Source organism: Brevibacterium sp. LS14, from assembly GCF_012027885.1.
GTDB lineage: Bacteria > Actinomycetota > Actinomycetes > Actinomycetales > Brevibacteriaceae > Brevibacterium > Brevibacterium casei.
Genome location: NZ_SJXG01000052.1, coordinates 25,032 through 50,112, shown reverse-complemented (window position 1 = coordinate 50,112; position 25,081 = coordinate 25,032). Strand labels below are relative to the sequence as shown.

General features: G+C 68.1%; 23 protein-coding genes. 20 read left to right on the top strand and 3 right to left on the bottom strand.

Annotated features, from left to right (window positions below; all coding sequences use genetic code 11):
• Window positions 1-4 precede the first annotated feature (4 nt).
• The 14 genes from recR (at window position 5) to EZE58_RS11635 (ending at window position 13,542) form a co-directional block, all read left to right on the top strand.
• A complete protein-coding gene (gene recR, locus EZE58_RS11700; protein WP_063250836.1) occupies window positions 5-601 on the top strand; it encodes a recombination mediator RecR in 597 nt (198 codons plus the stop codon).
• 354 nt (window positions 602-955) lie between these two features.
• Complete coding sequence (locus EZE58_RS11695) at window positions 956-1,585, top strand: DUF2975 domain-containing protein (RefSeq protein WP_081591051.1); 630 nt, start codon at window positions 956-958, stop codon at window positions 1,583-1,585.
• Window positions 1,585-1,818 carry a helix-turn-helix transcriptional regulator gene (locus EZE58_RS11690; protein ID WP_009380776.1) on the top strand — a complete coding sequence of 78 codons (234 nt, stop codon included), beginning with the start codon at window positions 1,585-1,587 and terminating at the stop codon, window positions 1,816-1,818. The genes EZE58_RS11695 and EZE58_RS11690 overlap by 1 nt, the downstream gene beginning before the upstream one ends.
• A gap of 364 nt (window positions 1,819-2,182) precedes the next feature.
• Complete coding sequence (locus tag EZE58_RS11685; protein WP_009380780.1) at window positions 2,183-3,502, top strand: aspartate kinase; 1,320 nt, start codon at window positions 2,183-2,185, stop codon at window positions 3,500-3,502.
• A complete protein-coding gene (locus EZE58_RS11680) occupies window positions 3,499-4,551 on the top strand; it encodes an aspartate-semialdehyde dehydrogenase (RefSeq protein ID WP_119297056.1) in 1,053 nt (350 codons plus the stop codon). The genes EZE58_RS11685 and EZE58_RS11680 overlap by 4 nt, the downstream gene beginning before the upstream one ends.
• 136 nt (window positions 4,552-4,687) lie before the next feature.
• The gene (locus tag EZE58_RS11675; protein ID WP_119297057.1) at window positions 4,688-5,728 is read left to right on the top strand and encodes a zinc ABC transporter substrate-binding protein; all 1,041 of its coding nucleotides are present in this window, start codon (window positions 4,688-4,690) and stop codon (window positions 5,726-5,728) included.
• On the top strand, window positions 5,728-6,663 hold the full coding sequence (locus EZE58_RS11670) for an ABC transporter ATP-binding protein (RefSeq protein WP_119297058.1): 936 nt from the start codon (window positions 5,728-5,730) through the stop codon (window positions 6,661-6,663). The genes EZE58_RS11675 and EZE58_RS11670 overlap by 1 nt, the downstream gene beginning before the upstream one ends.
• Window positions 6,663-7,568 carry a metal ABC transporter permease gene (locus EZE58_RS11665; RefSeq protein ID WP_119297059.1) on the top strand — a complete coding sequence of 302 codons (906 nt, stop codon included), beginning with the start codon at window positions 6,663-6,665 and terminating at the stop codon, window positions 7,566-7,568. The genes EZE58_RS11670 and EZE58_RS11665 overlap by 1 nt, the downstream gene beginning before the upstream one ends.
• Window positions 7,569-7,618: 50 nt before the next feature.
• Window positions 7,619-8,521 (top strand): metallophosphoesterase, encoded by a 903-nt coding sequence (locus tag EZE58_RS11660; RefSeq protein ID WP_131248575.1) that lies wholly within the window; start codon window positions 7,619-7,621, stop codon window positions 8,519-8,521.
• Window positions 8,522-8,576: 55 nt separating this feature from the next.
• A complete protein-coding gene (locus EZE58_RS11655) occupies window positions 8,577-10,934 on the top strand; it encodes a transglycosylase domain-containing protein (protein WP_167560612.1) in 2,358 nt (785 codons plus the stop codon).
• Window positions 10,935-11,141: 207 nt separating this feature from the next.
• Complete coding sequence (locus EZE58_RS11650; RefSeq protein ID WP_009380800.1) at window positions 11,142-11,297, top strand: hypothetical protein; 156 nt, start codon at window positions 11,142-11,144, stop codon at window positions 11,295-11,297.
• Window positions 11,298-11,340: 43 nt separating this feature from the next.
• The gene (locus EZE58_RS11645) at window positions 11,341-11,814 is read left to right on the top strand and encodes a RidA family protein (RefSeq protein WP_009380809.1); all 474 of its coding nucleotides are present in this window, start codon (window positions 11,341-11,343) and stop codon (window positions 11,812-11,814) included.
• The gene (locus tag EZE58_RS11640) at window positions 11,804-12,781 is read left to right on the top strand and encodes a hypothetical protein (RefSeq protein WP_131248574.1); all 978 of its coding nucleotides are present in this window, start codon (window positions 11,804-11,806) and stop codon (window positions 12,779-12,781) included. Before EZE58_RS11645 ends, EZE58_RS11640 begins: the two co-directional genes overlap by 11 nt.
• Entirely contained in the window at window positions 12,778-13,542 is a 765-nt protein-coding gene (locus EZE58_RS11635) for an MBL fold metallo-hydrolase (protein ID WP_131248573.1), read from the top strand. Before EZE58_RS11640 ends, EZE58_RS11635 begins: the two co-directional genes overlap by 4 nt.
• A 269-nt stretch (window positions 13,543-13,811) precedes the next feature.
• Here EZE58_RS11635 and EZE58_RS11630 read toward each other — a convergent pair whose 3' ends face one another.
• Window positions 13,812-14,489, bottom strand: coding sequence for a Crp/Fnr family transcriptional regulator (locus EZE58_RS11630; protein ID WP_040342444.1), 678 nt, complete (start codon window positions 14,487-14,489; stop codon window positions 13,812-13,814).
• Between the two features lie 202 nt (window positions 14,490-14,691).
• Here EZE58_RS11630 and nth point away from each other — a divergent pair, with 202 nt between their 5' ends.
• Together nth and EZE58_RS11620 are read left to right on the top strand one after the other, a co-directional pair.
• A complete protein-coding gene (gene nth, locus EZE58_RS11625; RefSeq protein WP_205772248.1) occupies window positions 14,692-15,429 on the top strand; it encodes an endonuclease III in 738 nt (245 codons plus the stop codon).
• Entirely contained in the window at window positions 15,426-16,247 is an 822-nt protein-coding gene (locus EZE58_RS11620) for a CoA pyrophosphatase (RefSeq protein WP_101624099.1), read from the top strand. Before nth ends, EZE58_RS11620 begins: the two co-directional genes overlap by 4 nt.
• Window positions 16,248-16,398: 151 nt before the next feature.
• Here EZE58_RS11620 and EZE58_RS11615 read toward each other — a convergent pair whose 3' ends face one another.
• Together EZE58_RS11615 and acs are read right to left on the bottom strand one after the other, a co-directional pair.
• Window positions 16,399-16,806, bottom strand: coding sequence for a phage holin family protein (locus tag EZE58_RS11615; protein ID WP_009380816.1), 408 nt, complete (start codon window positions 16,804-16,806; stop codon window positions 16,399-16,401).
• 93 nt (window positions 16,807-16,899) lie between these two features.
• The gene (acs, locus tag EZE58_RS11610; protein ID WP_101624098.1) at window positions 16,900-18,834 is read right to left on the bottom strand and encodes an acetate--CoA ligase; all 1,935 of its coding nucleotides are present in this window, start codon (window positions 18,832-18,834) and stop codon (window positions 16,900-16,902) included.
• A gap of 277 nt (window positions 18,835-19,111) precedes the next feature.
• Between acs and EZE58_RS11605 the strand changes: the two genes are divergently transcribed.
• The 4 genes from EZE58_RS11605 (at window position 19,112) to EZE58_RS11590 (ending at window position 25,080) form a co-directional block, all read left to right on the top strand.
• Window positions 19,112-21,997, top strand: coding sequence for a hypothetical protein (locus EZE58_RS11605; protein ID WP_144588087.1), 2,886 nt, complete (start codon window positions 19,112-19,114; stop codon window positions 21,995-21,997).
• Between the two features lie 229 nt (window positions 21,998-22,226).
• Window positions 22,227-23,234: a septum site-determining protein Ssd gene (gene ssd, locus EZE58_RS11600; RefSeq protein WP_009380819.1), complete on the top strand. Its 1,008-nt coding sequence runs from the start codon at window positions 22,227-22,229 to the stop codon at window positions 23,232-23,234.
• Window positions 23,231-24,400, top strand: coding sequence for a TadA family conjugal transfer-associated ATPase (locus tag EZE58_RS11595; RefSeq protein WP_009380820.1), 1,170 nt, complete (start codon window positions 23,231-23,233; stop codon window positions 24,398-24,400). Before ssd ends, EZE58_RS11595 begins: the two co-directional genes overlap by 4 nt.
• Window positions 24,397-25,080 (top strand): type II secretion system F family protein, encoded by a 684-nt coding sequence (locus tag EZE58_RS11590; protein WP_144588084.1) that lies wholly within the window; start codon window positions 24,397-24,399, stop codon window positions 25,078-25,080. The genes EZE58_RS11595 and EZE58_RS11590 overlap by 4 nt, the downstream gene beginning before the upstream one ends.
• Window position 25,081 lies beyond the last annotated feature (1 nt).

Below are 25,081 nucleotides of genomic sequence, written 5' to 3'. Positions count from 1 at the left end.
CGCAGTGTATGAGGGTGCCCTCCAGGACCTCGTCGAAGAGTTCGGCAAGCTCCCGGGCATCGGGCCGAAGTCGGCCCAGCGGCTCGCGTTCCACATCCTCCAAGCCGATTCCGGTGATGTGAACGCGTTGGCTCAGGCTCTGAGCAACGTCAAGAAGCGTGTGCGCTTCTGCGAGATCTGTGGCAACGTCTCGGAAGAGGCCGAGTGCACCGTGTGTCAGGACCCGCGCCGTGATCGGACGATGATCTGCGTCGTCGAGGAGCCCAAGGACGTCGTCGCCATCGAGCGCACTCGCGAATACCGCGGTCTCTACCACGTGCTCGGGGGAGCGATCGATCCGATGGCCGGCGTCGGCCCGGACAACCTGCGGATCAAGGAGCTCATGCCTCGCCTGCAGAACGGCGAGGTCACCGAGATCGTCATCGCCACCGACCCCAACCTCGAAGGCGAGGCCACCGCCACCTACCTCGTGCGGCTGCTGAGCACTCTCGGGGTGACGGTGACACGGCTGGCTTCGGGTCTGCCCGTCGGCGGAGACCTCGAGTACGCCGACGAGGTCACGCTGGGCCGGGCGTTCTCCGGTCGCCGCGAAGTCGACTGAGCAGATCCCGCCGCGGCCGAGCAGGCCTCTCAGCGGCCGTTGGTCGTGACGGCTCCCTGAGGCGTCTCCACTCACCCGGCCACCACACTCTGAGGCGACGCCACCCCGCCTGCCAACCTGTTTGCGGTCGAAGAACCGAGGAGAATCCGCGATTTTCGCGATTTCGCCTCGGTTCTTCGACCGCAACTCGTCCGCAGCGGCGGCTCACCTCGCAATATTCTGGTTCGACGCCCTTGACACCTTATCGATTATCGTGAAGCATGTTGTTTATCGATATATCGAGTATCGATAAGAGCAGCCCGAATGCGACCAGACGGAGTGTCCCGGTCGTCGAGATGGAAGGTGTGACCAGTGATGGGTGAAACGAACGGAATGCCGGTGGAGATGACGAAGTCGAGCGAAGGCAAGTCGAGGTCGGGAATGGAATCCGTCATCAGCGGAGTGCTCGGAGTCTACGGCGTGTACTTGGCTTACATTCTCGTCAAGGGACTGATCGCCAACGAGATCGGTATTCGGTTCGAGTTCGCCGATGATGCGTCGGCAGCCATCGACGTCGGAGGCAGCGCGGTTGCTCTCTCCGGTCCCGCTGACGTGACCGTTTCGACGGTGCTGCTCGCTCCCGAGACGATGGTGCTCCTCATCATCTCGAAGCTCACGGTGATCATCGGCCTCATCGGTGCGGCGATCATCTGCTTCCCCATCCTCAGGGACATCGCTCATGGAACGCCCTTCACGTCGCGCGCACTCAAGGCGCTGTCCGTTCTCGCGCTGTCGGTCGCAATTCTCGTCATCATCTACGCGATCGCTGCGACGCTCGGCTCCAACCTCGCCTCGCGCGACCTCGGCATCTCCGACTCTGTCAGCGGCGGTCTCGGAGTCACCCAGGTGTTCCTCTTCCTCGGCATCGCCGGCGGCATCGCGCTCCTGCAGCGCAGCTTCGCATCCGGGCGCAAGGCGCAGGAAGAACTTGAGGGGCTCGTCTGATGCCGGCCGACCTCGGCGAAGGGCGAGTGGTCTGCCACCTCGACGCGCTGCTCACCCAGCGGGAGATGACGCTCACCGAACTGTCGAACGCCGTCGGCGTGTCCCTGGCCAACCTCTCCGTGCTCAAGAACAACAGGGCAAAGGCCATCCGGTACTCGACGCTCGTCGCCCTCTGCGCCGCGCTCGACTGCCAGCCCGGTGACCTCTTCACCGTCACCACGGCGGAGGACTGATCGCGGCCACCGGCGGCTCGGTCAAGCCGGCCAGCACTTTTCGAAGCGAGGAACGTTCGAAAAGTGCTGGCCGGCTTGAGCGAGCGTCGCGAACGGCTGGGGGCGTCGAAAAGTGCTGGCCGGCTTGAGTGAGCGTGGCAATCGGCCTGGAGCGTCGAAAAGTGCTGGCCGGCTTGACCGAAAGAGACCACTGCCCAAGGTGAGACAGGTGTCTGTATGACGGGCACCCCCTCGGGGCGAAGTGCCCACCTCCTACAATGGTGGGGACGCCGGTCCGCCGACGCCGTCTGCCTCACCGCAGCGCTCGGCACTGCGAGAGCAGTCGATCGGCGCAGTCCGCATCAGCGAACAGGAAGAGACTTCAGTGAGCTTAGTCGTCCAGAAGTTTGGCGGGTCCTCGGTTGCCGACGCAGAGTCGGTCAAACGTGTGGCCCAGCGCATCGTCGAATACCGACAAGCCGGCCACGAGGTGGTCGTGGTGGTCTCGGCGATGGGGGACAGCACGGACGACCTCATCGACCTCGCCCAGCAGGTCTCTCCGCTGCCCCCGGCGCGTGAGCTCGACATGCTCCTCACCGCCGGAGAGCGGATCTCGATGGCCGTGCTCGCGATGGCGATCGCCAACCTCGGCTTCGAAGCCCAGTCGTTCACCGGTTCCCAGGCCGGAGTCATCACCGATGAGCAGTTCGGCAAGGCGCGGATCATCGACGTCACTCCGGGGCGGATCCGCTCCGCCCTCGACGACGGCAACATCGCCATCGTCGCCGGATTCCAGGGCGTGAGCCAGACGGCGAAGAACATCACGACGCTCGGCCGCGGCGGCTCCGACACCACGGCCGTCGCCCTCGCCGCCGCCCTCGACGCCGACGTCTGCGAGATCTACACCGACGTCGACGGCGTCTTCACCGCCGACCCTCGCATCGTCTCGACCGCGCGCAAGATCGACGAGATCGGCTTCGAGGAGATGATGGAGATGGCGGCCTCGGGCGCCAAGGTCCTCATGCTCCGGTGCGTCGAGTACGCTCGGCGCTACGACGTCCCGGTCCACGTGCGTTCGTCCTTCTCGCGCAAACAGGGCACCTGGGTGACCGATTCGGCCATCCCCGAAGCATTTCTGCCGGCACGGAGTGCGAAGGCAGCGGAAACAGAAACGGAGTCCACCATGGAACAGGCAATCATCTCCGGAGTCGCGCACGACCGCTCGGAAGCCAAGGTCACGATCGTCGGCGTCCCCGACGTCCCGGGCAAGGCGGCGGAGATCTTCAAGACGATCGCCGCGCAGGAGATCGACATCGACATGATCGTCCAGAACATCTCCACCCGCGAACCGGGGAAGACGGACATCTCGTTCACGCTGCCGAAGACCGACGGAGCGAAGGCCATCGAAGCCCTCGACGGTGCGAAGGCGAAGATCGGCTTCGACCAGGTCCGCTACGACGACCAGATCGGCAAACTCTCCGTCGTCGGCGCCGGCATGCGCTCCCACCCTGGGGTCACCGCGACGCTCTTCGAAGCGCTCAGCGACGCCCAGGTCAACATCGACATGATCTCCACCTCGGAGATCCGCATCAGCGTCGTCACCCGAGCCGACCTGCTCGACGACGCCGTCCGTGCCGCCCATGCGGCCTACGGACTCGACACAGAGGACAACGAAGCAGTGGTCTACGGAGGGACAGGACGATGAGCGTTTCAATCGGAGTGGTCGGAGCCACCGGCCAGGTCGGCGGCGTCATGCTCGACCTCCTCGCCGACGATCCCGGGTTCGAGATCGAGAACCTGCGGCTCTTCGCCTCGGCCCGCTCGGCAGGCAAGGTCGTCGAATTCCAGGGCCGTGAGATCGTCGTCGAGGATGCCGCCGAGGCGGACCCGACCGGACTCGACATCGCCCTCTTCTCCGCCGGCGGGGCGACCTCCCGTGCCCAGGCTGAGCGGTTCGCCGCCGCCGGGGTCATCGTCGTCGACAACTCCTCGGCCTGGCGCTCGGACCCCGAGGTGCCCCTCGTCGTCAGCGAGGTCAACCCCGAGGCCCTCGACACTGTGCCCAAGGGCATCATCGCCAACCCCAACTGCACGACGATGGCCGCGATGCCCGTGCTCAAGGCGCTCGACACGGAGGCGGGGCTGACCCGCCTCATCGTCTCGACCTACCAGGCCGTCTCCGGATCAGGGCTGAGCGGCGTCGAGGAGCTCGCCGGTCAGCTCGAAGCCGGCATCGCCGACGCCCGGGCGCTCACCCGCGACGGCAGCGCCGTCGACCTTCCGGCGCCGAACAACTACGTCGAACCGATCGCCTTCAACGTCCTGCCGATGGCCGGCAGCATCGTCGACGACGGCGAACTCGAGACCGACGAAGAGAAGAAGCTGCGCAACGAGAGCCGGAAGATCCTCGGACTCCCGGACCTCCTCGTCGCCGGCACCTGTGTGCGCGTTCCCGTGTTCACCGGGCACAGCCTGAGCATCCACGCGGAGTTCGCCTCCGACATCACACCCGAGCGGGCCACGGAGATCCTCGCCGAGGCGCCCGGAGTCGTCCTCGACGACGTCCCCACTCCGCTCAAGGCAGCCGGCACCGACCCGAGCTACGTCGGCCGCATCCGCGCCGACCAGTCGGCTCCCGCAGGCAAGGGCCTCGTCCTTTTCGTCTCCAACGACAACCTGCGCAAGGGTGCGGCGCTCAACACCGTCCAGATCGCCGCGCTGCTCGCGGCGAAGCTCGAGGCGCAGGCGGCCTGAGCGGTCGTGCGGTCCCAAGCGGACCGTAGCGGGAACCATAAACAGGTTGCTATATATAAATATTTATATTAGTGGCGGGCCCTTCGGCTGAGTACTGTGATCGGAGAGATCACCGACTCGACACGAAAGGCCCGCCATGCGCTTGTCCCGACACCTCCTCACCACCGGGTCGATCGGTCTCGTCACCGGCCTGGTCCTCAGCGGGTGCGGCGGCGGGCAGAGCGGCGATTCGGCCGAGCTCTCGGTCGTCACCTCGACGAACGTCTACGCCGACATCATCTCCGCGGTCGCCGGGAACACCGCGGACGTCACGGCGATCATCGACGATCCCAATCAGGACCCGCACTCCTACGAGGCGACGACCCGGGACCGGCTCCGCCTCTCCAAGGCTGACCTCGTCGTCATCAACGGCGGCGGATACGACAGCTTCATGACGACGATGCTCGAGGCCTCCGACGTCAAACCCGAGGTCATCGACGTCGTCGCACTCTCGGGCCTGCCGGGTTCCGAGGACGCCGCCGGTGAACCGCACTCCCACGACCACGCCGACCACGACAGCGCAGACAACGCCGACCACGACCACGCCGGGCATGGAGAGGACGAGTCCGCAGAGGCCGACGGCCACGCCGGACACGACCACGGGGAGTTCAACGAACACCTCTGGTACTCGGTGCCGACGATGACGAAGCTCGTCGACGATGTCGCGCTCCACCTCGGCGAGGCACTGCCCGACCAGGCGGAGACCATCACGGCGAACGCGGAGGAGTACACGGACCGCCTCGGCGAGCTGGAGTCGACGATCGCTGCGGTCAAGGACGAGCACGGGGGAGAGAAGGTCGCGGCGACCGAACCGGTGCCGCTGCGGCTCTTCGACGACATGGGGCTCGAGACCATCACGAGTCCCGAATTCCTCGCCGCTGTCGAGGAGGGCAATGACGTGCCGCCCCTTGTCCTCGAGGACGCCGAGGAGCAGATCTCCTCCGGGGAGGCGGTGCTGCTCGGATACAATACGCAGGCGGCCGGACCCCAGGCAGAGCAGCTCAAGGCCACGGCCGAGGGGGCAGGCGTTCCCGTCGTCGACCTCGCCGAGACGATGCCTCAGGGCGCCGAGTACACGGACTGGATGGGCGGGCACATCGACGCGATCGCCACGGCACTCGAAGGGCATGGGCACTGATGATGACAGGGGATTCCGACACGGTGACGAGGACTCGGCCCACCGCCGACGCAGGGCAGGCGAGCCGGTCGCTCCACGGTGGGGGCCCGACCCCCGCGATCAGCCTCCACGATGCCGAGCTGCGCTTCGGCGACCGGGTGCTCTGGCACGATCTCAACCTCGCGGTCGCACCGGGGGAGTTCCTCGCCGTGCTCGGCCCCAACGGCACCGGCAAGACCTCGCTGCTCAAGGTCCTCCTCGGCGAGCATGGGCTCTACCGGGGCACCGCCGAGATCGACGGTCACCGGGTCCATTCGGGCAACCCGGCCATCGGCTACATCCCGCAGCAGCGCGGCATCGACCCGCACACGCCGATGCGCGGTCGCGACATCGTCCGCATGGGCATCGACGGGTACCGCTGGGGTCCGGGCTGGCCGTCGCGGAAGCGACGGAGGCACGTCGACGAACTCCTCGCCTCGGTGGGGGCTGGGAACTACGCCGACGCCCCGGCGGGCACCCTGTCCGGGGGAGAGCTGCAGCGGCTGCGGGTCGCGCAGGCGCTCGCGAGCAACCCCTCGGTGCTCCTCTGCGACGAACCTCTGCTCTCCCTCGACATGCACCATCAACAGGTCGTCGCAGGACTCATCGACGAGCAGCGGCGGGCTCGCGACGCCGCGGTCCTCTTCGTCACCCACGAGATCAACCCGATCCTGCCCTACGTCGATCGGATCCTCTACATCGTCGGCGGGCACTTCCTCATCGGCACTCCCGCCGAGGTGATGACCTCGGAATCGCTCACCCGCCTCTACGGCTCTCCCGTCGAGGTGGTCCGCGTCGGCGGTCGCCTCATCGTCGTCGGCGGTGAGGACGAATGCACCGACCATCATGTCCACCACCGGGGTGACGTCCACGCCGATGCACCGGCGGTCACCGAGACGGAACGGGGGTCGATCTGATGTCGATCGCCGAGATCGTCTCCAGCCTGTTCTCCTTCGAGGACTACGGGGAACTCGTCGCCCTGCTCACCAATTCCCTCATCGCCGCCGCCCTCCTCGGCGTCGTCGGAGGTCTCATCAGCGTCTTCGTCATGGCCCGGGACATCCCGTTCGCCGTTCACGGGGTCTCCGAGCTCTCCTTCGCCGGCGCCGCCTTCGCCCTGCTCGTCGGCTTCGACGTCGTCGGCGGATCGATCGCAGGCTCCATCCTCGCGGCCCTCATCATCGGCATCGGCGGGGCCCGGGCCTCGGAGAAGAACGCGATCATCGGCGTCCTCATGCCCTTCGGGCTCGGGCTCGCGATCCTCTTCCTCGCCCTCTACGACGGGCGCTCGGCGAGCAAGTTCGGGCTGCTGACCGGACAGATCGTCGCGATCACCCCCGGCCAGATCCTCACCCTCATCGTCTGCGCCCTCATCGTCCTCGTGGTCCTCGCAGTCGTGTGGCGACCGCTCCTCTTCGCCAGCCTCGACCCCGAGGTGGCGCGGGCCAAAGGGGTGCCCGTGTCCGGTCTGACGATCGTCTTCATGCTCGTCCTCGGTCTCGCCGTGGCGCTGAGCGTCCAGGTCGTCGGCGTCCTCCTCGTCCTCGCCCTCCTCATCACGCCCGCTGCCGCCGCCACCCAGGTCTCCGCCTCACCGGTGTGGGTGCCCGTGCTCAGCGTCGTCTTCGCCGTCACCGCCTCGGTCGGCGGGATCCTCCTCGCCCTCGGCTCACCGGTCGTTCCGATCAGCCCGTTCGTCACGACGATCTCCTTCCTCATCTACCTCGTCTGCCGAGTCATCGGGCACCGCCGGCTCAGCTCCCTCCACCGGCGTCGGGCTGCCCGGGCCGAGCGGGGCACCGAGCATACGCAGTCGGTGTGACAAGGTCGGTTGGTGCTTGAGGGTATCCGACACCGACTAAACTGTGTCGAATGAAGACACGCGCACTCGCCGTAGGCAGCCTCGCCCTCCCTGCGGCCGCCGGCCTCTGGGCTGCAGGCATCGAGCCCCATCTCTTCGCCGTCCGCCGCCACACCCTGCCGCTGCTGCCGGCCGGACACGAGCCGCTGCGCATCCTCCACGTCTCCGACCTCCACCTCACCTCGTGGCAGAAGCACCGCGCGGCGTGGGTGAGTGCGCTCACCCACCTCGAGCCCGACCTCGTCGTCAACACCGGCGACAACCTCTCCGCCGACATCGTGCCGCAGGTCCTCGAGGTCTTCGACGGACTCCTGAACGTCCCCGGCGTCTTCGTCCTCGGCTCGAACGACTTCTTCTCCCCGCAGGCGAAGAACCCCGCGAAGTACCTGCGCTCGCCCTCCGAAGTCAAGCACCGCACGAGCCCCGACCTCGACGTCGAGGCTCTCATCAAGGGGTTCGAGGACCGCGGGTGGATCTTCCTCGACAACGCCGAGGCGACCATGGAGATCCGCGGCACCCTGATCGACCTCTCCGGCCTCGGCGATGCCCACATCGACCGCGATCGGATCCGCTGGACCGAGGACGGCGAGCTCGTCCACCCGCGCTTCGATCGGGCGGCTGACCTCAAGGTCGGCGTCACTCACGCCCCATACTCGCGGGCTCTGGAGGCGTTCGCCTCGGCGGGGGCGGACCTCATCATGGCCGGGCACACCCACGGAGGGCAGATCCGGGTGCCGTTCTGGGGCGCACCGGTGACGAACTGCGACCTCGATCGGACACGCGCACGCGGCGTGTTCCCCTATCGGGAGTCGACCGTCGAGATCTCCGCGGGGCTCGGCTTCTCACCGTTCTCACCTGTGCGTTTCGCAGCCCGACCCGAAGTCAGCCTGCTCACGCTCGTGCCCAGGACGTAGCACTTTCACCGTTCTCTGAGACGGCGCTCAACTCCGGTTGGTTAAACTTGGTTTCATGGTGTCTCCTGAGTCAAATCCCGAACCGACCAAGATGGCGGCCTTCCTCCAGTTCGTCGCGGTGAGCGCGGTGGCCGGAATCGTGGCCGCCGGACTTGCCATCCCCGGCGTCGGTGTCGCCACTGCCAGCGCGAACAGCGCCGTCGAGATCTTCAATGCGCTGCCGGCCACGCTCGAGGAGCGCGACCTCGGCGAGAAGTCGACGATGCTCGCCGCCGACGGCTCGAAGATCGCTGACTTCTACTGGCAGAACCGCGTCGAGGTTCCCCTCGACCAGATCTCCCAGGAGATGCAGGACGCGACGATCTCGGTCGAGGACTACCGGTTCTTCGAACACGGAGGCATCGACCTCGAGGGCATCGCCCGCGCGGCGGTGCACAATATGGTCTCCTCGACGACGCAGGGCGGTTCGACGCTGACTCAGCAGTACGTGAAGAACGTGCTGGCCGAGAACGCCCACGCGGAATCGAACCGGGAAGGCGTGGAGGCCGCCAGGGAGTCCGAGGGCACGGCTGGCTACGCGCGCAAGCTGCGTGAGGCGAAGCTCGCCGTTGCGGTGGAGAAGAAGTACGACAAGAAGGAGATCCTCAACCGCTACCTCAACATCAACAACTACTCGGGATCGCCGAACGTCTACGGCGTGCAGGCAGCGGCCTACCGCTACTGGGGCATCGACGCGAAGGACCTCAACATCCAGCAGTCGGCGATGCTCGCCGGCATCGTGCAGAACCCGTCGGCGTTCAATCCCGAGCGCTTCCCCGACGCCGTGCTCGAACGCCGCAACGTCGTGCTCGGCCAGATGCTCAAGTACGGGCACATCACCCAGAAGCAGTACGACGAGGCGGTCAAGACCGGCCTCGACCTCAAGATCAGAGAGACCCCGAACGGCTGCTCGGCGGCAGAGAACAGCGCCGCGTTCTTCTGCAACTACGTCGTCAACGTCATCAAGAACGACGAGAGCTTCGGCAAGACCGTCGAAGATCGCATCGCCACCCTCCAGCGCGGCGGCCTGACGATCAAGACCAGCCTCAATCCCGACATCCAGAAGATCGCGGACAAAGAGGTCAAGAAGCGCGTCCCCGTCGGCGATCCCTCGGGAGCCGGCCATGCCCTCGTGACGATCGAACCGGGTACCGGTGAGGTCATCGCCATGGCTCAGAACCGTGAGTACACGGAGGGCGAGGTCGAGAAGAAGGACAAGAACAAGAAGACGAACATCAACTACACCGTCGACAAGAAGCACAACGGCGGTGCCGGCTTCCAGGTCGGTTCGACGTGGAAGCCGTTCGTGCTGGCCACGTGGCTGAAGTCGGGCAAGAGCCTCAACGCCTCGGTGAATGCGACGAAGCGCAACTTCCCGGCGAGTTCGTGGAAGTACAGCGGCTGTCCCAACATGGCCGGTGACTGGGATCCGAACAACGCCGGCGACGGTTCGGGCAAGGGCTCGATGACGGTGCTCAACGCCACGAAGAACTCGGTGAACACCGGGTATGCGGCCATGGGCAACCAGCTCAACATGTGCAAGATCATGGACACCGCGATGGATCTCGGCATCCGCTACGGCAGCGGAGAAAAGCTCGACTACGCCGACAAGTCCGGCTTCATCCAGGCGCTCTCCCCGTCGTCGATCCTCGGCACCACGGAGACGACCCCGATCGCGATGGCCGCGGCGTTCGCGACCTTCGCCAACGACGGAAAGTTCTGCGGACCGAAGCCGATCCTCGAGATCACGGACCGCAACGGCAAGAACATCGACGTCCCGGGCGAGGAGTGCAAGCAGGTCCTCGACAAACAGGTCGCGCGCGGCGTTGCCTACGCGCTGACGCAGACATTCAAGGGCGGTACGACCAGCAGTCTGGGAATCGGCGTGCCCGCCGGCGCGAAGACCGGTACGACGAACTTCGAGGTCGGCCACACCTGGCTGCTCGGATTCACCAAGACCCTGTCGACGGCCGTGTGGACCGGTGACCCGCGAGGCACCCGCGACTGGCGCAAGAACGGCAAGGGCAAGGTGCGCGGTCAGATCTACGGTGCGACGATCTCCGGTAAGACCTGGCAGGCGTTCATGAGCAAGGCCGTCAAGGAGACCAAGGGCAACACCGGCTTCCCGAAGCCGAGCTCGAAGTACTTCCAGGGCGGGGGCTCCGGTGGCGGAGGCGGTTCGTCATCGACCGGCACCAACCGCGGCGGCGGAGGCGGAAACGGCGGAGGCGGAAACGGCGGCGGCGGTTCCTCTAACGGCGGCGGAGGCGGCGGCGACCGTGGCAACGGCGGTGGCGGCGGTGGAAACGGCGGCGACGGTGGCGGCGACAACGGCGGCGGGGGAGACGAAGCCCCCGGCCTCGGCGGCAACTGAGTCGACGGCGGCTGACATCGGTGGGGCGGAACGATCTTCTCGATCGTTCCGCCCCACTCGCGTCTGCGACGTCCCCGTCGCCATTGTTCCGCCTTCTCCGCTAGTGTGGGGTGGGGCAATGAGCGACGCGTGAACACGCGCCGAGACTGCCAGCCCGCCCGGGCCGAGACACGTGCACCGGGTGCCGACGAACCGAGTAGGAGAGCCATGACCAAGTGGGAATACGTCACCGTTCCGCTCATCGTCCATGCGACGAAGCAGATCCTCGATCAGTGGGGTGAGGACGGCTACGAACTCGTGCAGGTCGTGCCGGGGCCGGACAACAACGGTCTCGTCGCCTACCTCAAGCGCCCCAAGCCCTGACCCCCGCTCAGCAGTCTGCACTCTTCGTCGAAGGAGACCACCCATGTCGACCGTCCTTGACCGCATCAGCGAACTCGGCCTCGAGCTGCCGAAGGTCGCAGCCCCCGCCGGCGTCTACGTCCCGGCCCTGCGCACCGGCAACTACGTCTACACCTCCGGTCAGCTGCCGGTCGTCGACGGTGCGCTGCCGACGACGGGCCACCTCGGCGCCGAGGTCGACGTCGACACCGGCTACCAGCTGGCGCGGATCGCCGGGCTCAACGCTTTGGCCGCGATCGCCTCGGTGATCGGCGACCTCGACAGGATCGTGCGCGTCGTCAAGGTCACCGGCTTCGTCAACTCCACCGACGACTTCACCCAGCAGCCGTCGGTCATCAACGGCGTCTCCGAGCTCTACGGGGAGATCTTCGGGGACAAGGGCCAGCACGCCCGCAGCGCCGTCGGAGTCAACACGCTGCCGCTCGGCACTCCCGTCGAGGTCGAGGTCGTCGTCGAGGTCGAGGACGATGCCGCTTAGCGGACGCTCCCTCCCGGTCTCCACGGAACTCACCTGGCTGCTCGACCTCTGGCGCTCAGAGGGACGACGGCCGGTTCCCGAGCCCCCACGGCCCGCCTCGGCGATCATCCTCGTCCGCGACACCCGTGAGGGGCTCGAGACGTTCGTGACGCGTCAGCTCGACGCGCGCGGCGTCGAGGACCGCAACCGCTGGGCCTATCCCGTCGGGGACCTGCGCCCGAGCGATCTGCGCAAGCTGCCGGTCACCGGATGGAAGTCGTCCCGGTGCGCGATGACGCTGAGCATCGAGAACAAGTCACGCGCCCTGCAGCAGTTCTCCGCTGCCGCGCGCGTCGCCTTCGCCTCGACCGGGGTGCTGCTGGCAGAGAACGTCGACCACGACCTCGTCGCGAGTCCGCAGACGGAATGGCAGGCGACACGGTATCGGCTGCTTTCGAACGAGGTGTCGTGGTCGCAGGTGCTGCGCGAGCGGGACCTGCGGCTGCGCCCCGACCTCCTCAAGCCGTGGCTGCGCTGGATCAACACGGCGACCCAGCTCCACCGCTTCGACACCACGTACTTCCTCGCCGCCGTGCCCTTCGGCCAGGAGGTCGACTTCCTCGCCTCGAACGAGAGCTCGGGCGGGTGGAAGCGACCCGAGGAGATCCTCGCCGACGCCGCCGACGATCCCGACCGGATCAGTGCGAGCACGCGGCTGATCGTCGAGAGCCTGCAGACCGTTCCGACCGTGGGAGCGGCCATGGCCCAGGTTCGCGACGTCCACCCCCTGCGTCCGGAGATCGCCGACGAGGACGGCGAATGGCGGCTCGTCATCCACCCCCGCCGGGACTTCCACCAGAAGGGCACCCTGCGCGACCGCGATGTGGCCGTCGGCGACGATGAGGAAGAGGACCGCACCGGGCTGATGAGCCTGGGCGCCGACGACGATGACGCGACCAGCGCAGACGAGGACACCGACGACTCATGAGGATCCGTGCGAACAACCCGTCCCCGATGACCCTGACCGGGACGAACACCTATGTGCTCGCCTCCCGCGACGACACCGCGGCCGTGATCGTCGACCCCGGTCCCGAACTCGCTGAGCACCGTGAGCGCTTCCTCGCCGAGGTGGGGGACCGGAGGCTGGCGGGCATCGTCCTCACCCACCAGCATGCCGATCATTCCGAGATGCTCGGCAGCGTCGCCGACTGGGCGCCCGAGGTGCCCGTCTACGCCGTCCTCGACCGGTTCGCCCGCCACACCCCACCGGTGGTCGACGGCGATCGCATCGTCTTCGGGGATGATCCTCTCGACGTGATCGAGGTCGTCGCGACGCCGGGGCACACCGGTGACAGCATCAGCCTCCTCCATGACGGCGTCCTCTACAGCGGCGACACCATCCTCGGTGAGGGGACGACGATAGTCACCCACCCCGAGGGTTCGCTCGGGGACTACCTGGTGAGTCTCGATCGGCTCCGCGAGCTCTATGACTCAGGGGCGTATGCGCGCATCGAACCGGCCCACGGCCCGACGATCGAGTCACCCGCCGAGGTGATCGACCACTACCGCGACCACCGCCGTGAGCGCATCGCCCAGGTCAGGGCCGCGCTCGAGCAGGGCGCGACGACCGCGGCCGAGGTCTGCGACATCGTCTATCACGACGTCGACCCGCGGGTCCGCGGAGCCGCCGAGCAGATCGTGCGCGCCCAGCTGAGCTACCTCGGCGCCCTGTCCCCGGACGACGCATAGGACAGGGGCACCAGGCGAGGTGCCGCCCGACCCGTTTGTGGTGCCCGGCCAAGTTGTTGATGCCCGACCCGTTTGTGGTGCCTGGCCCGTTAGTGGTCGAAGAACCGAGGAGAATCGGCGGTTTTGGCTCATTTCCCTCGGTTTATCGACCACAAATGCGGGGGTGGAGGGGGGGAGACGTCGCCGAAGGCCCCGGCAGACGGCGAACGCCCCGACAGTGACTGTCGGGGCGTTCGCAGTCTGCGACCGGTGCAGGCCGGCCGGCGTGATCAGCGGGCGCGGTTGCGCATGCGCTCCATGTCGAGGATGACGACCGAGCGGGCCTCGAGGCGGATGAAGCCGCGGGCGGCGAAGTCGGCCAGCGCCTTGTTCACGGTCTCACGGGAGGCGCCGACGAGCTGCGCGAGCTCCTCCTGCGTGAGGTCGTGGGCGACGAGGACGCCGTCGGGAGCCGGCTTCGAGAAGCGGGCGGCGAGGTCGAGCAGCGCCTTGGCGACACGACCGGGGACGTCGGAGAACACGAGGTCGCCGACGGTCTCGTTCGTCCGGCGCAGGCGCTGGGCGAGTGCCTTGAGGAGGTTGAGTCCGGCCTGCGGACGGTCCTTGAGCCACGTCGTGAGGTCTTCGTGCTTGAGGCTGAGAAGTTCGGACTGGGAGACCGCGGTGACGGAGGAGGACCGCGGGCCCGGATCGAAGAGGCTGAGTTCGCCGATGATCTCACCCGGTCCGACGACGGAGAGGAGGTTCTCGCGGCCGTCGGAGGACTCGCGGCCGATCTTGAGCTTTCCGGTGGAGACGATGTAGAGCTCGTCTCCGGCGTCGCCTTCGTGGAAGAGCACGGTGCCCCGGCGGAGGCTCCGCGGCTTCATGAACTTCATCAATGCGCTCGTCGATTCGTCATCGAGTCCGGCGAAAAGCGTTGCGCCCCTCACAACTTCAATATCCACAGTGTCCTCCTTGTGATGGTCTCCACACATAAATCTACCTGGTCAAGGGTACCTGGACCACCAAATACGCGCGGGTCGTGGGAATTGAGGGTCCCTTGTGTCGTTTCCTCGGCCCTCGCCGAGGTGGGTCACGGTTGCGTGCGCACGCTGTGAGCCGGACAACTGCGGTATCGGCTCCTGCGGATTAGAATCGACACTTGTGTTGACCGTGGCAGAGAAGAGCGCGCGCAGGTTCGCCAAGGAGACCCCTCTGGGGAAGACGCGCCGCGCGCGGAAGATCAATCGGATCCTCGCCGAGGTCTACCCCAACGCGAAGTGCGAACTCGACTTCGAGACCCCATTCCAACTTCTCATCGCCACCGTGCTCTCGGCGCAGACGACGGACATCCGCGTCAACGCCGTCACCCCGGGACTCTTCGCCGCCTTCCCCGACGCGCACGCACTTGCGGTCGCCAACCTCGGCGAGGTCGAGGAGCTCATCCGCTCGACCGGGTTCTACCGGGCTAAGGCCCGCAACATCGTCAAGCTCGCGAACGACCTCGTCGACGACTACGACGGCGAGGCGCCCCGGACGATGGAGGAGCTCGTCAAGCTCGCCGGTGTCGGGCGGAAGACGGCGAACGTCGTCCTCGGCAACGCCTTCGACACCCCCGGCATCACCGTCGACACCCACATGGGCCGCCTGGCGCGGCGTTTCGGGTGGACGACGGAGACCGACCCGGTCAAGGCCGAGGAGGACATCGCCGCGCTCTTCCCCACGAAAGAGCTCACGCTGCTCTCCCACCGGGTGATCTTCCACGGCCGTCGCATCTGCCACTCCCGCAAGCCGGCGTGCGGGGCCTGCCCGCTGATGGCACTGTGCCCGTCGTTCGGCATCGGCGAACTCGATCCGGCCAAGGCCGAGGCGATGCTCAAGTACGAGATGGCTCCCCTGGCATGAGCGACTTCCTCGACGGCCTCTCGGGTTCCGGAAGGCATGCTGCTGACGGTGGAGTCCCCGTTGCCGACGGGGCGGTCCCGACTGCCGACGCCGAGGCGGTCGCACCGAGGTCGGAGGATCCCGAGCGCGCTGACGATCCGGATCTGCGTGATCAGCTGGCGCGTCTCGCCGAGTCGAAGGGTTCGCCGCTGTGGCTGCGCCGTGCGAAGGCCCGCGGTGACGCCGTCGTCCGCGACGCCGCCGTCCTCATGCTCTTCGGCCGCGGCGGCGCCCCGCGCACGGATGCCGGTCGAGCCGCCCTGCCGCACCTCGAGGAGAAGGGCGTCGCTGACGTCGACATCGTCCTCCTCCAGCGGGCGAGCACTCTGCGCCTCCACCCCGGACAGGTCGCCTTCCCCGGAGGGGGACGCGACCCCGAGGACGACTCGATGGTCGCTGCCGCCCTGCGCGAAGCCGAGGAGGAGGCCGGCATCGTCCCGGCCAGCGTCGATGTCCTCGGTCAGCTCGAACCTCTCTACATCCCGGTAAGCAGGTTCCAGGTCACCCCCGTCGTCGGCTACTGGGCGGTGCCCGGGGTCGTGTCCGTCATGGACGAGGCAGAGTCGTACTCCGTCTACCGGGTCGCGATCGCCGATCTCGTCGCCCCCGCCAACCGCGGCAGCTTCTCGAGGCCTGATCTCGCGATCACCACCCCGGCCTTCGACGTCGGAGTGCTCAAAGTGTGGGGCTTCACCGCCGGCATCCTCGACTTCGCCCTCGACGAACTCGGTTGGGCGCTCGACTGGGATCGCAAAGCCGCAATCGACATCGACTACTGAACCGATCGGCCACTGAGCCGATCGACTCCTGAGCTGAGGAGCCCGCTGAGCTGAGAAATCCGCAGGACGTCCCCGCGGGGACGTTCGGAGACGCGAATGGCGCCGAGTCCCACGTGGGAACTCGGCGCCATGCCTGTCGATGGTGGTCGGGTCAGTACCGCGGACCCGAGGGGTTCTTCAGCGCCCGCTTGACCGCGGCGACGATCGACTTCGCCGAGGCGATCGCTCCGCCCGGAACCGGGTTGCCCTTCTTCAGCAGCGGCACCGCGATGAGCACGAGGATGACGGCGATGACGGCGAGGATGCCGAAGATGATGAGGAAGCTCGCCCACCACGGCCAGTCGAGTCCTTCACGGAACGCGGCGGCTCCGGCGAAGATCACCATGAACGAGCCGAGGAACAGGAAGAACAGGGCCGCGAGCGCCAGGGCCGATCCGATCCCCAGGTTCTTCGCCCCAGCGGTGGCCTCGGCCTTCGCCAGCGCGAGCTCCTCCTCGGCGATCGCCTTGGAATCGTCGCCGATGTCCTTGATCAGTTCGCTGATCGACCTCTCGGCCATGAGTGCTCCTATCGCCAGAAACGTTGTGACAATCTTTCTCAAGAGTAGTCTGAACGTTCCTCCTCACCAAAGACGTGCAGGATCAGTGTCGAGTCACGATTTCGCCACCGATTCCTCGATGAGCTTCATCACCGAGGAATCGGCAAGAGTCGTGGCATCCCCGACCTCGCGATTCTCAGCGACATCCTTGAGCAGACGCCGCATGATCTTGCCCGACCGGGTCTTCGGCAGCTCCGAGACGATGTGCACCTGCTTCGGCTTGGCGATCGGACCGATCTCCTTGCCGACGAACTGGCGCAGCTCCTCGGCGGTCTCCGGGCTGTCCTCGACGCCGCCGACGGTGATGACGAACGCGATGACGGCCTGGCCGGTCGTGTCGTCCGCGGCACCGACGACCGCCGCTTCGGCGACCGAGGGGTGGGCGACGAGCGCGGACTCGATCTCCGCGGTCGAGAGGCGGTGCCCGGAGACGTTCATGACGTCGTCGACGCGGCCGAGGAACCAGATGTCCCCGTCCTCATCACGACGTGCCCCGTCACCGGCGAAGTAGGTGTCCTCGAACCGCGACCAGTACGTCTCCTTGAAGCGCTCGGGGTCCTTCCAGATCCCACGCAGCATCGACGGCCACGGCTGCCGGATGACGAGGAGACCGCCCTCGGGTCCTGCAGGGTTCTCCCCGGTCTCGTCGACGATGTCGACGGAGATGCCGGGGATCGGGCGCTGCGCCGACCCCGGCTTCGTCGCGAGCACACCGGGCAGGGGAGCGATCATGTGGGCACCGGTCTCCGTCTGCCACCACGTGTCGACGATCGGGCACCGCTCTCCGCCGATGACGCGGTGGTACCAGCGCCAGGCTTCGGGGTTGATCGGCTCGCCGACGCTGCCGAGGAGGCGCAGGCTGGACAGGTCGTACTTCGCGGGGATCTCCTCGCCCCACTTCATGAACGTCCGGATCGCCGTGGGCGCGGCGTAGAGCGTCGTCACCTTGTTCTTCTCGACGATCTCCCACCAGCGGCCCTGGTCAGGCGTGTCCGGGGTGCCTTCGTAGATGACCTGCGTCATCCCCGCAGCGAGCGGACCGTAGGCGACGTATGAGTGCCCGGTGACCCAGCCGACGTCCGCGGTGCACCAGAAGACGTCGGTCTCCGGCTTCGCGTCGAAGACGGCCTTCATCGTGTAGAGGACCTGGGTGAGGTACCCGCCCGAGGTGTGGAGGATGCCCTTGGGCTTTCCGGTGGTTCCGGAGGTGTAGAGGATGAAGAGCGGGTTCTCGGCTTCGAAGAACTCGGCCTCGTGTTCGGGGCTGGCCTGGTCGACGGTGTCCTGCCACCACTGATCCCGACCCTCGGTCATCTCGACGTCCTGGCCGGTGCGGCGGACGACGATGACGTGCTCGACCGGGGTGTCGCCGTGGGAGAGAGCCTCATCGACGGCCGGCTTGAGGCTCGTCTCCTTGCCGCGGCGATAGCTGCCGTCGGCGGTGATGACCACGCGCGCCTCGGCGTCGATGATCCGCGAGCGCAGGGCATCGGCGGAGAAGCCGCCGAAGACGACGGAGTGGGCCGCGCCGAGGCGGGCGCACGCGAGCATCGCGATGATCGCTTCGGGGATCATCGGCAGGTAGATCGCGACCCGGTCTCCGGCCCTGACACCGAGTTCGGTGAGGGTGTTCGCCGCCTTCGACACCTCGGCGAGGAGTTCGGCATAGGTCAGTGTCCGGGAGTCCCCGGGTTCGCCTTCGAAGTTGATGGCCACACGGTCGCCGTTGCCGGCGAGCACGTGCCGGTCGAGGCAGTTGTACGCGACGTTGAGCTTTCCGTCGGCGAACCACTTCGCGAACGGCGGGTTCGACCAGTCGAGCACCTCGGTGAAGTCGTCCTTCCAGTCGACGAGTTCACGGGACTGCTCGGCCCAGAAGCGCTCGAAGTCCTCGGCACCGCGCTCATAGGCGTCTTCCCTGACATTGGCGGCGGCTGCGAACTCCTGTGGCGGGGCGAAGGTCTCGGTCGCCTCGGCGCTGTCGGTCATGATTCCCTCCGGCTTCTTTGATGGAACGAAGATTCCCTCCGACTGTATACCCGCGGGGGTGACCCCGGTCAGCCTGACGTCGGTGATGAGCGGGGGTGAGCGGGGGTAGTCATGACGGGTCGCATGTGCTAATGCGGTGCGCTGTGGCGCTTCGGCAAGGGGACTGGCGGCGAAGAATGCGTGCGCACGGGTGCCGAGGTCTGCAAGGATGGCCCTAGGTCTGCCAGGATGGACCCCGCAGACAGGACAGTGTCCCTACGATCGACTGGAGCCAGCGATGAGTTCGCCGCACCATCCCACAGGACCAGGAGCGCCGCAGTGGCGCGACCAGCCGGGCCCCCATCCCGGACCGAACGGCCAGCCGTTGGCCGGAAGCCAGTACGGACAGGGCCCGGGCAATCCGGGTCCCGGCGGCCAGTACGGACAGGGTCCGGGCCCGTACGGTCCGGACGCCCAGGGCGGGCAGCCGACTCCCTACGGATCCGGTCCGGGACCGTATGGCTCGGGACCTGCGCAGCACGGGTCGGGTCCGGGACCCTACGGTTCGGGGCCGGGACAGTACGGTCAGGCACCGGGACAGTACGGGTCGGGACCGGGCCAGTATGGGTCGGGCCCAGGACCCTACGGCTCCGGTCCGGGACAGTTCGGCCCGGGACCTGCCCCGCAGCGTCCTCGCCGCACGGGACCCGGCCTGCTCGGCCCGCTCACCCTGCGCGACCTCTTCCTCCTCTTCGCGGGACTGCTCGCACTCATCGTGCTCTTCGTGCCCTACAAGAACTACGACATCATCACGATGTCGCTGTGGTCGTGGAACATCGATGCGATGGGCACCTTCGTCTTCGTCGTGCTCGCCATCCTCCTCATCGTCGGGGCCGTGCTCATGAACAAGTTGGGCAACGGTCGGATGCGTGTGGGGTCACTCGGTCTCGACCAGTTCATCTCCGTCCTCTCGTCTGTCGCGTTCGCCTTTGCGTTCGTCCAGCTCATCACCTCGGCGCCGTACTGGAGCGTCGGCGCCTATCTCGCGTTCTTCGCCGCGCTCATCGCGTTCTTCGCCGGTGTCTTCACGATGCTGCCGTTCTTCGCCGCTGAGTTCGCCGGACGCGAGGACGTCCCCGCCCACGCCAAGGCGCGTCCGGTGACCAAAGCCGCTCAGCATCCCGCGCCGCAGGCCCACGTGCCCGGCGGGTTCGACGGCGGTTACGGCAGCGGCCCCCACCCCGGTGCGCAGGGACCCCAGGGTCAGGGTGGCCCCGGCGGGGTCGGCCCGGGCCAGTACGGGCAGGCAGTGCCCGGTCAGGACGGCCCGAGCCAGTACGGCGCCCCGCAGGGCGGCTACGGCCAGCCCGGCTACGATTCGGCACAGCCGACCTGGGGATCCGATCAGTCCGCATATGACGCAGGACAGCAGGGTCGACCAGGCGATCAGGCCGCGTCCGGCCGGCACGCCTACTCCGATGATGCGGGCAGCCCGTTCACCGGTGGGACCCCGCGCCCGCAGGCGTCCTTCGCCCCGCCGGCCGAGGACCGCTCCTCCGGCACCGATGATGCCTCGGGACAGCCGGTGCAGAGCACCGGATCCGGGCAGACGTACCTCGGCGACCAGCATCCGCGGGATCCGCGGCATTCGCAGAGCGAGCCGACGCAGACCTTCGGGCTCGGCACCGAACCCGAGGAATCCGCGTGGACGTCGACCGCGTCGGCCGCCTCGACCGCCTCGACCGCGTCGGCTGCCGAGCCGACTCCGGCGGAATCGCAGGCCGACGCCGACGACGCGTCTGTGGGACGTCGCGACGGGACCGCTGGTGACGACAGTGCCGACGCCGCGGCCCCGCAGACCAACGCCGATGACACCGTGGCGATCAGCCGGACCGTCGTCGAGAGCGGCCCGACCTCGACCGAGGAGGAGACCATCATCTCGGTCTCCGAACGCCGCCGCGGACGCCATTCCGCCGAGTCCACCGTGGAGGCCGAGTCCTCGGCCAACGCTGCGTCACCGGATTCCGACGCACGGTCGGGATCGAGCACGGTCTCGCAGCCCGGCACAGTGACCTCGTCGACCGTGACCTCGGCCGACGAGCCGGGACCCGGCCCGCTCGGGGTCTTCGACGGCGGCACGAAGGCGGCCGCGTCCCAGGGGACGGAGTCCCGGTCGGCGAATGCCTCACCCGCTTCGAGGGAGGGTGCGGCCGAGGATGCGACATCCGCCGAGACGACGTCCGCGAGCACGTCGTCCGCCAACGCGACATCGGCAGACGCGACGTCCGTGGACTCAGCGACGACGACCTCCGCATCCGCTGAGTCCGAGGAGAGCAACATCCGCTCGACCGAGGCGACCGTGGTCAACGCCGAGGGTGTCGTCGAGACCGATCCCGGTGCGGACCCCACCGGCAAGGAAGGTGCCGAATCGAGGGCGGATGACTCCCGCGCCTCGACGGAGCGCCGAGGCGTCGTCGCCGCATCGAGCGGAGTCACCGTCGCGTCGGGAGACGACGTGACGACCACCGAGGCTGAGTCCTCGACCGAGCGGACAGCGATGACGGGCGACCGCGCTTCGAGCTCGCCTGACGGCGACTCGGCCGACCGCGCTATGGGCTCGGGCGACGGAGGCTCGGCCGACCGCTGGTCAGTCGGCGACCGCCGTCCTCAGGACCAGGGTTCGACCGAGACCGTCGGCGACGAGCCTGTCAGCCGCGAGACCGCCGGCGAGGAGACCGTCCAGGTCGACGCCGTGACCACCGAGGACAGCCGGTCCTCGGCGGAGCCGACGACCGAGCGGACCACACCACCGGACTCCGACGAACCGACGCAGTACGTGCCGATGACGAACTATCGGGACTCCTCCCAGGAGCGGACCGCGTCGACGGATCGGGATACTTCGGATGGGGAGTCGTCGGACCGCAGCGCATCGGGCTCGGGTGCGGACCGGCCGGCGTCGAGCACCGCGGAGACCACTGAGGAGAAGACGGTCATCCAGGCGTTCTGGTTCGCCGTTCCCGAGCCGCGCGAGGCCGTCGACGCGACGACCGGGATGCCGGTGTTCACGATCTACCCGGGTGACTGGTTCCTCGCGCTCGAGGATCACGGGTCGTCGTTCACGGTCCGCGATTCCGACGGCAAGGAGGGCGTGCTGCGCAACCTCGAAGGCATCCAGCGCGGCTGACTCGTGCGCTGAGTCTGTGGACGGTGCGGACGGTCTGCGCCGCACCTGACCCGGCATCAGGCACGTACCCGACGCCGCACGCCCGGCCTGACCGGGTGCGATGCGCAGGCGAAACGCTGAGGGGCGGCTCCTGTGACTTGTGTCCACAGGGGCCGCCTTTCGTCGTCTCCGTCCACAGCTGCGGACCGGGCCCTGGTCGCGGCCGCCGTCCCGGGGTCATCCTGGGCCCATGCAGATCGCACTCATCACCGACCTCGGCGCGATCACGGAGGAATGCGCCCGTGTCGCCGAGAGCATCGGTGTCGACCTCAAGGTCCTCCCACCCGATTCGGGCGGGTGGCAGAAGGCGGCGCTCATCCTCCTCGGCGAGGACGTCACCGACATTCCCGCCACCGACGGTGCGGACCGCATCCTCGTCGTCCTCGACGGCGACGAGACCGCCTCGGCGTGGCGGCGGGCGGCACACCTCGGCGTCGAACAGCTCGCGATGCTGCCCTCTGCCGCGGAATGGCTGAGCCAGCGCATCATCGCCGCGGTCGAACCCCCGGTGACACCAGGGGTCACGGTCGGCGTCGTCGCCGGCTGCGGCGGGGCCGGCGCCTCGGTGCTCGCATGCGCCCTGGCGAGGCGGGCGGGGGCCGAGGTCCCCACGGTGCTCGTCGACGCCGACCCGCTCGGGGGAGGGCTCGACCTCGTCCTCGGAGCCGAACAGGTGCCGGGACCGCGGTGGTCGGACCTCAGCGCCTCCCGCGGACAGGTGCGGCCCTCGGTGCTCCGCCAGGCCCTGCCCGTCCATGACGGTCTGGCGATCCTCTCATGGGGACGCGACGACACCCTCGACCTCGACCCGGAGATCTTCGACGACGTCCTCTCCGCCGCCTCCCAGGCCTTCGACCTCGTCATCGTCGATCTGCCCCGCCACGCCCCACCCCAGTGGACCAGGCGCTGCCACCACGTCCTTCTCGTCGCTCCCGCGCGCGTGCGCTCAGCCGTCGCCGCCTCCCAGGTCGCCAAACGCCTCTCGCACTCCCATCCCGACGTCCGCCTCGTCGTCCGGGAGACCGGCAGCGGCGGGCTCGACGCTGGACTGCTGGCCGAGTCGATCGGACTCGGGCTCGCCGGCAGCATCCGCGACGACCGCGGGCTGTCGGCCGCCGTCGACCGCGGTGAGGGCATCCCGGGAGGGGCGAGGCTCGGCCGCCTCGTCGACCGTCTGCTCGGGGAGTGGGTGGGATGAGCGAATGGCTCGACGCCTCCCTCGTCGCCGAGGTGCGCAAGACCCTGCTCGACAATCCCGGGCCGGTGACCACGGCCGCCGTCGCCGAGGCGGTCCAGCGCACCGGCCGTGTGCTCGGTTCCGCGGCCCTCCTCGACCTCGTCACCCGGCTCTCGGCCCAACTCTCGGGAGCCGGCCCCCTCCAAGCCGTGCTCGACGTCCCCGGCACGACCGACGTCTTCGTCAACGGTCCCCGAGAGGTCTTCGCCGACACCGGCGCGGGACCCGTCCGGCTCGAGCTCTCCCTCGGCTCCGAGGAGGACGTGCGCTCGCTCGCCGTGCGTCTGGCCGCCCTCGGCGGTCGCCGCCTCGACGATTCGAGTCCCTTCGTCGATGTCCGCCTCCCCGACGGGGTGCGGATGAACGCGATCGTCCCTCCCATCGCGGGGGAGCACACGTCGATCTCGTTCCGCGTGCCCAGGCGTTCAGGCTTCACCGTCGACGATCTCCGGGCCGACGGCTTCATCCCCGCCGAGGTCGCAGCGCTCCTCACCGAGGCTGTGGGCTCGCGGGCGAACATCCTCATCTCCGGGGGCACCGGCACCGGCAAGACCGTCCTCCTCGGCGCCCTCCTCGGTCTCGTCGATCCGCTCCACCGCATCGTCGTCGTCGAGGACTCCCGCGAGCTCATCGTCGGCCACCCCCACGTCATCCAACTCGCCGCCCGGCAGGCCAACGTCGAAGGCGGCGGCGAGGTCACGCTCACCGACCTCGTCCGCAACGCCCTGCGGATGCGCCCCGACCGCCTCGTCGTCGGGGAATGCCGGGGACCCGAGATCCGGGACATGCTCACCGCGCTCAACACCGGGCATGAGGGCGGGTGCGCGACGATCCATGCGAACACCGCCGAAGCGGTGCCGAGTCGCCTCGCCGCCCTCGGGGCGCTCGCCGGGATGAGTCCGCAGGCCGTGCACTCCCAGTTCGCCACCGCCATCGACCTCGTCATCCACCTCCGGCGGGTCGGGGTCGACCGCGGGCTCACGGAGCTTGCCATCCCGACCCATGACACCGGTGAGTCCCTGACGATGGAACCCGTGTGGGGGAGAGCCTCCCCGCGAGCGCCGGGGGAGTTCAACCGGCGGGCGCTCGCCCGCTTCGAGGCCGTGCTCGAGCAGAGGTCGTCATGATCGTCCTCCTCGCCGTTCTCGTCGCCGCAGGCATCGTGCTCGCCGCTCCCTCCGACCCCGGTGTGCGCCTGCGCGAGCTCCTCGCCTCCCGCCGAGGCGGGTCCGAGGGCCCGGGGTCCCCTCGCCGAGGCGGTCGCGCAGGAGACGAGGACGCGGAGCGACTGTGGGCGATCGGCGCGGTCGAGAACTGCGCGCATCTGCTCAGGGTCGGCATGACACCGCAGGCGGTGATGGCAACCCTGAGCAGGCAGGATGATCGGCTGCGTCCGATCTCGCGGGCGATCGCCCTGGGCGAGGAGCCGGGACGGGCGATCGCGACCCGCGGGCAGGCGCTGCCGACCTCCGCCGCCGAGGTGTTCGCCGGCATGGCAGCGGTGTGGACGGTCTCGGAGCGTTCGGGGGCACCTGCCGCCGACATGATCCTCCGCTATGCGACGGCCAGGCGCGACGCCCTCGACGCCGACCGGGAGCGACGGATCGCGATGGCCGGGCCGCGAGCCACCGTGCGGGTGCTCAGCTGGCTGCCGCTCATCGGGGTGGGTCTCGGAATGCTCATCGGCGTCCGCCCCCTCGACCTCCTCACCGGTCTGCCCGGACAGCTGAGCATCGGGGGCGGGATCGTCCTCTACGTGCTCGGCCGCGTCTGGATGATGCGGATGATGCGGCGGGCGGAGCGCTGAT